Genomic DNA, 8,769 nt, shown 5'->3' on the forward strand with positions numbered 1-8,769 from the left:
GAGTGGCCAGAGCAGGGCCGGCGTGGCGATCGCCAGGCAGGAGAGGTAGCGGGCGCTCTCCACCGGGGTCAGCCCGGCCGCGTTGCTGACCATGTACGCCGCCAGCACCCCCGCCGCCCCCATGACGAGCGCCAACCGCACCGCCGCTGCCGCCGAAGCCGAGACCGTCTCCGCCAGCGGCGATGCCGACGCGGACGCGCTGAGGGTGCGCCAGGCGGTCAGCGTGGCGGCGACCAGCACGATCGGGAACACCGCCGCCCACCAGAGCTGCCAGGGGGCGCAGTGGCCCGGCGAGCAGAGGCCCATGCCCAGCGGCGGCCCGAGCACCAGCCCGCCGTGCAGCCGCTCAGCCCAGCTCGCGGTCGCCTCCCCGCCGCCAGCCGCGAGGACCGCCGCGAGCGGGTTGCGTCCGTGCCGGACGCTGTCCAGCAGCATCGGGGCGGCCCCGACCAGGAGCGCCCCGAGCATGACCAACCCCGCCCGACCGGCCAGCTCCCGGTGTCGCCACATGACGAGCACCGCGCCGGTGGCCAGGATGTACGGCAGCAGCAGCGGGTCGACCCAGATCATCAGCCCGGAGATCAGCCCCCAGGCCGCCAAGCGGGGCAGCCGGGCGACCGGCCGGCCGGCGCAGAGGTCGAGGGTGAGCAGGGCCAGCCCGACGCCGGCCGGGTTCAGCTCGGGGTAGCCGCCCCCGGCGATGAGCTGGTTCTTGACGATCCGGTCCGAGCCGAGGGCGAGGAAGCCGACGATCAGCAGGGCGAACCACCGGTCACCGCCGAGTCGCCGGGCCAGTCGCCAGACCAGGGCGAGGAAGAGCGCGTACAGCGCGAGGGTGGGCAGCCGCAGGGCGAGCACCGAGGGCCCGGCCACCGCGAAGACCGGCGCGGCGAGGTACGCCTCCAGCGTCCCCATGTACGCCTGCCCGTAGAACCAGACCGGGAAGTCCTGCCCGCGGGCGATGTGCAGGGCGGCCAACCCCATCGTCGCCTCGTCGCTGTTGGTCGGCGGCGCGTCGGCCAGCAGCAGGGCGAGCCGGTAGCCGACCCCGGCCACGCCGACCAGCAGGGCGAGCAGCAACGGCAGCCGGGGTCGCCGGGGCGCGCGCGGGCGAACGGCCTCGCGCGGTTCCTGGCGTACCCCGGCGGTCATGCCTGCGATCATGGCATCCGGTCACGGCCGGCGAGCCCGTGACGCGGCGACCGGCGGCCTCAGCCGGCGGCGGTGACTCCCTCGCGGGCCTCCAGGGCCTGCTTGTAGAGCCGCCCGGCGCGGTACGACGAGCGCACCAGCGGCCCGCTCATCACGCCGGCGAAGCCGATCTCCTCGGCCTCCTCGCGCAGCTCGACGAACTCCTCCGGCTTGACCCAGCGGGTCACCGGGTGGTGCCGGGGGGAGGGGCGGAGGTACTGGGTGATGGTGATCAGCTCGCAGCCGGCCTCGTGCAGGTCGCGCAGCGCCTGGGACACCTCGGCCCGCTCCTCGCCCATGCCCAGGATCAGGTTGCTCTTGGTCACCAGACCGTCGGCGCGGGCCTGCCGGATCACGTCCAGCGAGCGCTCGTAGCGGAACGCCGGCCGGATCCGCTTGAAGATCCGCGGCACGGTCTCGACGTTGTGCGCGAGCACCTCGGGCCGCGAGCTGAACACCTCGGCGAGCTGCTCGGGCACCGCGTTGAAGTCGGGGATCAGCAGCTCGACGCCGCAGCCGGACTGCAGGGCGTGGATCTGGCGGACGGTCTCGGCGTACAGCCAGGCGCCGCCGTCGGGCAGGTCGTCGCGGGCGACGCCGGTGATGGTGGCGTAGCGCAGCCCCATCGCGGCGACCGATTCGGCGACCCGGCGGGGCTCGTCGGCGTCGAACTCGGCCGGCTTGCCGGTGTCGATCTGGCAGAAGTCGCAGCGCCGGGTGCACTGGTCACCACCGATGAGGAAGGTGGCCTCCCGGTCCTCCCAGCACTCGTAGATGTTCGGGCAGCCGGCCTCCTGGCAGACGGTGTGCAGCCCCTCGCGCGAGACCAGCCCGCGCAGCTGGGTGTACTCCGGCCCCATCTTGGCCTTGACCTTGATCCACGGCGGCTTGCGCTCGATCGGCGTCTCGGCGTTGCGCGCCTCGATCCGCAGCATGCGCCGCCCCTCGGGGGCGACGGTCGCGGTACGCGCTGCCTGCTCAGTCGTCGGCGCGGAGTGCTCGATCGTCACAGGGCCGAGCCTACGCCGGACGGTGGCCGTCGATGGACCTCGGGCGACCGCCGTCACGCCCCAGATGTTGTGACACCGGACACCAGCGGCGGAAAAAGGGCGTCACACGCACCGCGATCGGCTGCTAGCGTCTCGGGCAACAGCGACGACGGAGCCGAGTAGCGCACCGGTCCCGCCAGTCCAGAGAGCCGCCGGTTGCTGCGAGGCGGTCTGGTCCCGGCGCGTGAAGACCCTCCCGAGCCGCGGGAAGAACGGCGTTCGCGCCCAGTAGAGCCCGCCGGCTGGCCCACGTCACGGGCGACGAAGGAGGCTCCCGCCCCGGCGGGAGCGAAGGTGTGGTGGCACCGCGAGGTTCCCGCTCGCCCACACCTCCCTGGGGCTGAGGCGACGCTTCGCCGCCCGAGGGCGGCGAAGGCGTTGCGATTGACCGAGAGGCAGCCCAGCCATGCAACGGATCCTTTCCACCCAGCTCTCCACCCACGTCGGAGCGACCGTCCGGGTCGCCGGCTGGGTGCACCGCCGCCGGCTGCTCAAGTCGGTGGCCTTCCTGATCGTCCGGGACGCCGCCGGCCTGGCCCAGGTGGTGATCACCGACCCGGGCGTCCGCGCCGAGCTGGAGCAGCTCACCGAGGAGACGGTCGTCGAGGTCACCGCCACGGTGGTGGCGAACGACACCGCGCCCGCCGGGGTCGAGCTCGTCGACCCGGCGGTACGACCGCTCGGCCCGGCCGCCGTGCCGCCGCCGTTCGACCTGTACCGGCCCGCGCTGACCGCGACCCTGCCCACCCAGCTCGACAACGCGCCGACCGCGCTGCGCCACCCGTCGCGTTCGGCGGCGCTGCGGATCTCGGCGGCGAGTGTGGCCGGTTTCCGGGCCGCCCTGGACGCGCGCGACTTCGTGGAGATCCACACCCCGAAGGTGGTCGGCTCGTCCACCGAGAGCGGGGCGAACGTCTTCGCGCTGGACTGGTTCGGCCGGCCCGCGTACCTGGCCCAGTCGCCGCAGTTCTACAAGCAGCTCATGGTCGGCGTCTTCGAGCGGGTCTACGAGGTCGGGCCGGTGTTCCGGGCCGAGCCGCACGACACCGTCCGGCACCTGGCGCAGTACACCTCGCTCGACGCCGAACTGGGCTTCATCGCCGACCACCGGGACGTGATGGCCGTCCTGCGGGACACCCTCGCCGGGATGCTGGGCGCGGTGACGGACCGGGCCGGTGCCGCCCTGGCCACCCTCGGGGTCGAGGCGCCGGAGGTGCCGGCCGAGATCCCGGCGGTGCACTTCACCGAGGCGTTGAAGATCGCCGGGGCGCCGGCCGACGAGCCGGACCTCGCCCCGGCGCACGAGCGGGCGCTGGGGGAGTGGGCCCGCCGCGAGCACGGATCGGAGTTCCTCTTCGTCACCGGGTACCCGATGGCGAAGCGGCCCTTCTACACCCACCCGGACCCGGCCCGGCCGGCCTACTCGAACGGCTTCGACCTGCTGTTCCGGGGGTTGGAGCTGGTCACCGGTGGGCAGCGGCTGCACCGGTACGACGACTACCTGGCGGCGCTGGCCGAGCGGGGTGAGCCGGTCGAGCCGTACGCCGGGTACGTGGACGCGTTCCGGCACGGCATGCCGCCGCACGGCGGCTTCGCCATCGGCCTGGAACGCTTCGTCGCCCGCCTGACCGGGGCGGCGAACGTCCGCGAGGTGACCGCCTTCCCGCGGGACCTGCACCGGCTCACGCCGTAGCGGGAGTGATCACGCCCGGACATCCGGGTATCCCTGGTCGCCGACGGTCGCCGGATCGCGGCCGTCGGCGCTACCGGTGAGGAGTGGGATGAGCGAGCAGGTACGGGCGGCGGTGAGGGGCCTGCTGCACGTCCGCCCGGTGCCCGGTGCCCACCGGGTCGCGCTGCGGGCGGGGATCAGCGTCCTCGTCCCGCTCCTTGCGGTGCTCGCGCTCGACCGGCCCGGTTGGTCCGTGTACGCGGCCTTCGGGGCGTTCACCTCCCTGTACGGGCGCAACCACGTCCACCTGTCCCGGGCGGCGATGCAGGCGAGCGCCGGGGCCGCGCTCACGGTGTCGGTCGTCCTCGGGGTGCTCGTCGGCACCCTGGAATCCCGGGCGTGGGTGGTGGTGCCGGTGGCCGCGGCTGTGGCGGCGCTGGGTGCCGTGCTCGCCGCCGCGCAGGACTGGCACCCGCCGGGGCCACTCTTCCTGATCTTCGCCTTCGGTGCCGTGGCCTCGGCCCCGCACCCGGTCAGCGACGTGCCGGTCGCCGCGGCGGTGGCCGGGCTCAGCAGCCTGTTCGCGCTGCTGGTCGGCAATGTCGGCAGCCTCGTGCGGCGCCAGAAGAGCCGCCCGGCCCGGCTCGCGCACGTGTGGAGCTGGGAGCCGGTGCGCTACGCCGTTGCCGCGGTACTGGCGGGCGGTACCGCGACCGCGGTGGGGATCGGCCACCCGTACTGGGCGATGGTGGCGGCGGTCGCCCCGCTCAGCGCCCGGGGTGTCACCGCACAGCTCGTACGGGCCGGGCACCGGATCCTCGGCACGCTGCTCGGACTGCTGACCAGCGCGGCACTCCTCGCGCCGCAGCTGTCGCCGTATGCCACCGTGCTCGTCGTGGCGGCGCTCCAGATCGTCACCGAGCTCCTCGTGGGGCGCAACTACGGTCTGGCGCTGCTGTTCATCACGCCGATGGCACTGCTGATGGGACAGCTCGCGGCGGCCCGCCCGACGGGGCAGCTCCTCTTCGACCGAGGGGTGGAGACGGTGATCGGCGCCGTCATCGGCGGCGCGATCGTGCTCTGCGAGCCGTGGTTGCGGGCGCGGATCGCCACCGGTCAACGAAGGTCGGAGCGCTGACGGCCCGCCCAGCGGTCCCTACGGCGCGATCGGCAGGCACCGCTTGTGGTCGGTGGCGTGGTAGCGGGCCACCAGCGCCTGCTCCACCTCCGCCGGTACCGGCCGGCCCTCCAGGTAGTCGTCGATGTGCTCGTACGCCAGACCGAGCGCGTCCTCGTCGAGCTTGCCCGGGGCCAGGGTCTCCAGGTCGGCGGTGGGGGCCTTGCCGACCAGGTCGGCGGGAGCGCCGAGCGCCTGGGCGATCGCCCGCACCCGGCGCTTGGTCAGCCCGGTCAGCGGTACGACGTCCGCCGCCCCGTCGCCGTGCTTGGTGAAGAAGCCGGTGACCGCCTCGGCCGCGTGGTCCGTGCCGACCACCAGCCCGGCCATCGCCCCGGCCACCGCGTACTGGGCGATCATGCGCTGCCGGGCCTTGATGTTGCCGTGCACGAAGTCCTGCTGGGCGGCTTCCCGGAAGGTCAGCCCGGCCGCCACCAGGGCGTCCAGGGCGGCGTCGCTGGCCGGCTTGACGTCGACGGTGAGCACCCGGTCGGGTCGGATGAACTCCAGCGCCGCCTGCGCGTGGTGCTCGTCGGCCTGCACCCCGTACGGCAGCCGCATCGCGACGAAGACGGCCGGGTGGCCGGCGTCGCGGGCCCGTTCGACCGCGAGCTGGCAGAGCCGGCCCGCGGTGGTGGAGTCCACCCCGCCGCTGATGCCCAGGACCAGCGCCTTCAGCCCGGTGTCGACCAGGCGGTCGGCGAGGAAGACGACCCGGCGCTCGATCTCCTCCGCGGCGTCGAAGCTCGACGACACCTGGAGTTCCTCGGCGATCTGCTGCTGCATCGACATCACGTCGGTCATGGGGGTCCTTCCGTCGGCGGCTGCGGTCTCGACAGCAGCCAACCTTTCCTGAGGAGGGGGCGGTCAATCCGGTTGGGGCCGAGTTGGCACCTGGCCGTGTGCGGTCAGGCGGGGCCGAGCAGGTCCCAGGGGTTGCCGGCGATGTCCCGGAAGACGGCCACCCGGCCGTACGGCTCGGTGCGCGGCGGCTTCACGAACTCGACCTTCGCCTCGCGCATCCGGCGGTAGGTGGCGTCGAAGTCGTCGACCTGGAGGAAGAAGCCGACCCGGCCGGCGACCTGGTCACCGATCGCCGCCTCCTGGCGCTCGCCGTCGGCGCGGGCCAGCAGCAGGCCGGTCCCGCCGCCCGGCGGGCGGACTACCACCCAGCGCTTCGGACGGCCGTCGTTGGTCAGCGAGGGCTTGTCCTCGACCAGCTCGAAGCCGAGCACCTCGGTGAAGAAGTCGATGGCCGAGTCGTACTCGGCGACGACGAGAGTGACGAGATCGATCCGCACCCGACGAGGGTACGCGGTCAGTCGGTCAGCTCGGCCCGCCGCCGGCGCAGGTGCTCCGCCTGCGGGCCGCTCAGGTCCAGGGCCAGCGCCCGGTCGTACGCGGCCACCGCCTCGGTCGGCCGGTCGAGGCGGCGCAGCAGCTCGCCCCGGGTGGCGTGCCACCACGGGTACCCGGTCAGCCCGTCGACCGCGTCCACCAGGGCCAGTCCGGCCGCCGGGCCGTCCCGCTCGGCGACCGCCGCAGCCCGGTTCAGCCGCACCACTGGCGTGTCGTGCACGGTGAGCAGCACGTCGTACCACGAGACCACCGCGTCCCACGGGGTCAGGTCGTACGCCGGGGCCAGCGCGTGGCAGGCGGCGACGGCGGCCTGGACGACGTACCGGTCGGGGCGGTGCGCAGTACGGCGCAGCGCCCGGCCGACCAGCTCCACCCCCTCGGTGACCAGTGCCGGGTCCCAGCGCGAGCGGTCCTGCTCGGCCAGGAGCAGCAGCCGGCCGTCGGCGTCGGTGCGGGCGGCCCGGCGGGAGTCCTGGAGCAGTAGCAGGGCGAGCAGGCCGAGCACGGTGGCCTCGTCCGGCATCAGCTCGGCGAGCAACCGCGCCAGCCGGATCGCCTCACCGGTCAGGGCGGTGCGGAGCAGATCGTCGCCGGCCCCGGCCGCGTACCCCTCGTTGAAGATCAGGTAGACAGTGGCGGCGACCCCGCTCAACCGGGCGGTCAGCTCCTCAGCCGCGGGCACTCGGTAGGGGATCCGGGCCTGGGCGATCTTCTGCTTGGCCCGGGTGAGCCGTTTGGCCATGGTGGCCTCCGGCACCAGCAGGCCGCGCGCGACCTCGGCGGTGGAGAGCCCGGCGAGGGTACGCAGCGCGAGCGCCACCTGGGCGTCCAGCGACAGCGCCGGGTGGCAGCAGGTGAAGATCAGCCGCAGCAGATCGTCCCGGACCGACTCGGGATTCTCGGGGGCGGGGTCGAGCAGGGACACGGCCTCCGCCTCCTTCCCGGCCCGGCGCGCCTCCCGGCGGATCAGGTCAACCGCGCGCCGCCGAGCCACCACCAGCAGCCAGGCGCGGGGATTTTCCGGTACGCCGTCGCGCGGCCAGGTCTCCAGGGCGCGCACCACCGCGTCCTGGGTGGCGTCCTCGGCGAGGTCGACGCTGCCGGTGACGCGGATCAGCGTGGCGAGGATCCGGGTCCGCTCCTCGCGGACCAGCCGCGCCACGGCCGCCGCGGACGGGCCGTCCCCGACCCGCGTCGCGTCACCGGCCAGCACCGACACCTCAGAACTGGATGACCGGCCGGACCTCGACCGCGCCGGCCCAGGCCGCCGGAATCGTCGCGGCAACCTTGACCGCCTCGTCCAGGTCGGCGCACTCCAGCAGGTAGAAGCCGGTCAATGCCTCCTTGGTCTCGGCGTACGGGCCGTCGCTGGTGAGGACCTCACCGCCCTTGCCGCCGGAGACGCGCACGGTGGTCGCGGTCGAGGTCGGGTAGAGCGCGTTGCCGCCCCGGAGCACCGCCGCCGCGGCAGCCCCGAACTCGTTGTACTCCTTCATCTCCTCGGCGTACTCCGGACGCGTCCAGTCGACGTCGGCGGTGTAGGTCAGAGCGATGTAGGTGGGCATGGTCGCCTCCTGCGGTCCGTGGCCGGGCTTGGTCGCCGGCCTTCACCATAGGGACGATCGGCCCGGTGTCCCCCGGGACACCACGGCGGAACGAATTTCTAGACCTGCCCGAGGGTGGGCAGGTGCCGCTCGACGACCGGGAGTACGTCGGCGACGGTGATCGGGCGGCCCAGCTCGGCGGTGAGCGAGGTGACGCCCGCGTCCCGGATGCCGCAGGGCACGATCCGGTCGAAGTACGTCAGGTCGCAGTCACAGTTGATCGAGAAGCCGTGCAGGGTGACGCCCCGGGCGACCCGGATGCCGATGGCGGCCACCTTGCGGGCCGGGCCGCGATCGTCCTCCGGCACCCAGACGCCGCTGCGCCCCTCGACCCGGCCGGCGGCCAGCCCGAACTCGGCGCAGACGTCGATCAGCATCTGCTCGGTGCGCCGGACGTACGCGACCACGTCCACCGGGTCGGGCAGCTTGACGATCGGGTAGCCGACGAGCTGGCCCGGCCCGTGCCAGGTGATCTTGCCGCCGCGGTCCACGTCGACGACCGGGGTGCCGTCCATCGGACGGTCCCACGGCTCGGTGCGCTTGCCGGCGGTGTAGACGCTGGGGTGCTCCAGCAGGAGCACGGTGTCGCCCTGCTCGCCGCCGGCAACAGCCTCGTGCAGCCGGCGCTGCTCGTCCCAGGCGGCCTGGTAGTCGAGCAGACCGGCGCGGACGGCGGTCAGCCCGGAAATCGTCACGCTCACCCGCCCAGCCTAGTCC

At 73.8% G+C, this 8,769-nt stretch carries 8 protein-coding genes and 1 pseudogene; 2 read left to right on the forward strand and 7 right to left on the reverse strand.

The features are described from left to right. Positions 1 to 1,152 (reverse strand): annotated as a pseudogene (locus DKL51_RS07180) (DUF423 domain-containing protein); the annotation flags it as partial. A 59-nt stretch (positions 1,153 to 1,211) separates the two neighbouring features. After that, positions 1,212 to 2,201, reverse strand: a complete 990-nt coding sequence (gene lipA / locus DKL51_RS07185; protein ID WP_109948271.1) for a lipoyl synthase — start codon at positions 2,199 to 2,201, stop codon at positions 1,212 to 1,214. A gap of 445 nt (positions 2,202 to 2,646) precedes the next feature. Here lipA and aspS point away from each other — a divergent pair, with 445 nt between their 5' ends. Continuing rightward, positions 2,647 to 3,933, forward strand: a complete 1,287-nt coding sequence (aspS, locus tag DKL51_RS07190) for an aspartate--tRNA(Asn) ligase (protein WP_109965836.1) — start codon at positions 2,647 to 2,649, stop codon at positions 3,931 to 3,933. Between the two features lie 88 nt (positions 3,934 to 4,021). Next, positions 4,022 to 5,050 (forward strand): FUSC family protein, encoded by a 1,029-nt coding sequence (locus tag DKL51_RS07195; RefSeq protein ID WP_109965837.1) that lies wholly within the window; start codon positions 4,022 to 4,024, stop codon positions 5,048 to 5,050. Positions 5,051 to 5,068: 18 nt separating this feature from the next. Here DKL51_RS07195 and nadE read toward each other — a convergent pair whose 3' ends face one another. The 5 genes from nadE to lipB form a co-directional block, all read right to left on the reverse strand. Continuing rightward, positions 5,069 to 5,893, reverse strand: a complete 825-nt coding sequence (gene nadE, locus DKL51_RS07200) for an NAD(+) synthase (protein WP_124811857.1) — start codon at positions 5,891 to 5,893, stop codon at positions 5,069 to 5,071. 104 nt (positions 5,894 to 5,997) lie between these two features. Continuing rightward, a complete protein-coding gene (locus tag DKL51_RS07205; RefSeq protein WP_109948275.1) occupies positions 5,998 to 6,390 on the reverse strand; it encodes a VOC family protein in 393 nt (130 codons plus the stop codon). A gap of 17 nt (positions 6,391 to 6,407) precedes the next feature. Continuing rightward, on the reverse strand, positions 6,408 to 7,661 hold the full coding sequence (locus DKL51_RS07210; RefSeq protein ID WP_423790593.1) for an RNA polymerase sigma factor: 1,254 nt from the start codon (positions 7,659 to 7,661) through the stop codon (positions 6,408 to 6,410). Between the two features lie 7 nt (positions 7,662 to 7,668). Continuing rightward, positions 7,669 to 8,013, reverse strand: coding sequence for a YciI family protein (locus DKL51_RS07215; RefSeq protein WP_109948276.1), 345 nt, complete (start codon positions 8,011 to 8,013; stop codon positions 7,669 to 7,671). A gap of 98 nt (positions 8,014 to 8,111) precedes the next feature. After that, on the reverse strand, positions 8,112 to 8,753 hold the full coding sequence (lipB, locus tag DKL51_RS07220; RefSeq protein ID WP_109948277.1) for a lipoyl(octanoyl) transferase LipB: 642 nt from the start codon (positions 8,751 to 8,753) through the stop codon (positions 8,112 to 8,114). Positions 8,754 to 8,769 lie beyond the last annotated feature (16 nt).

Origin of the sequence: Micromonospora globispora (genome assembly GCF_003857015.1) — a bacterium.
Lineage (GTDB): Bacteria > Actinomycetota > Actinomycetes > Mycobacteriales > Micromonosporaceae > Micromonospora > Micromonospora globispora.

Coding starts and splice junctions, on each gene's coding strand:
- aspS (WP_109965836.1), top strand. CDS start 2,647: ATGCAACGGATCCTTTCCACCCAGCTCTCCACCCACGTCGGAGCGACC.
- DKL51_RS07195 (WP_109965837.1), top strand. CDS start 4,022: ATGAGCGAGCAGGTACGGGCGGCGGTGAGGGGCCTGCTGCACGTCCGC.
- nadE (WP_124811857.1), bottom strand. CDS start 5,893: ATGACCGACGTGATGTCGATGCAGCAGCAGATCGCCGAGGAACTCCAG.
- DKL51_RS07215 (WP_109948276.1), bottom strand. CDS start 8,013: ATGCCCACCTACATCGCTCTGACCTACACCGCCGACGTCGACTGGACG.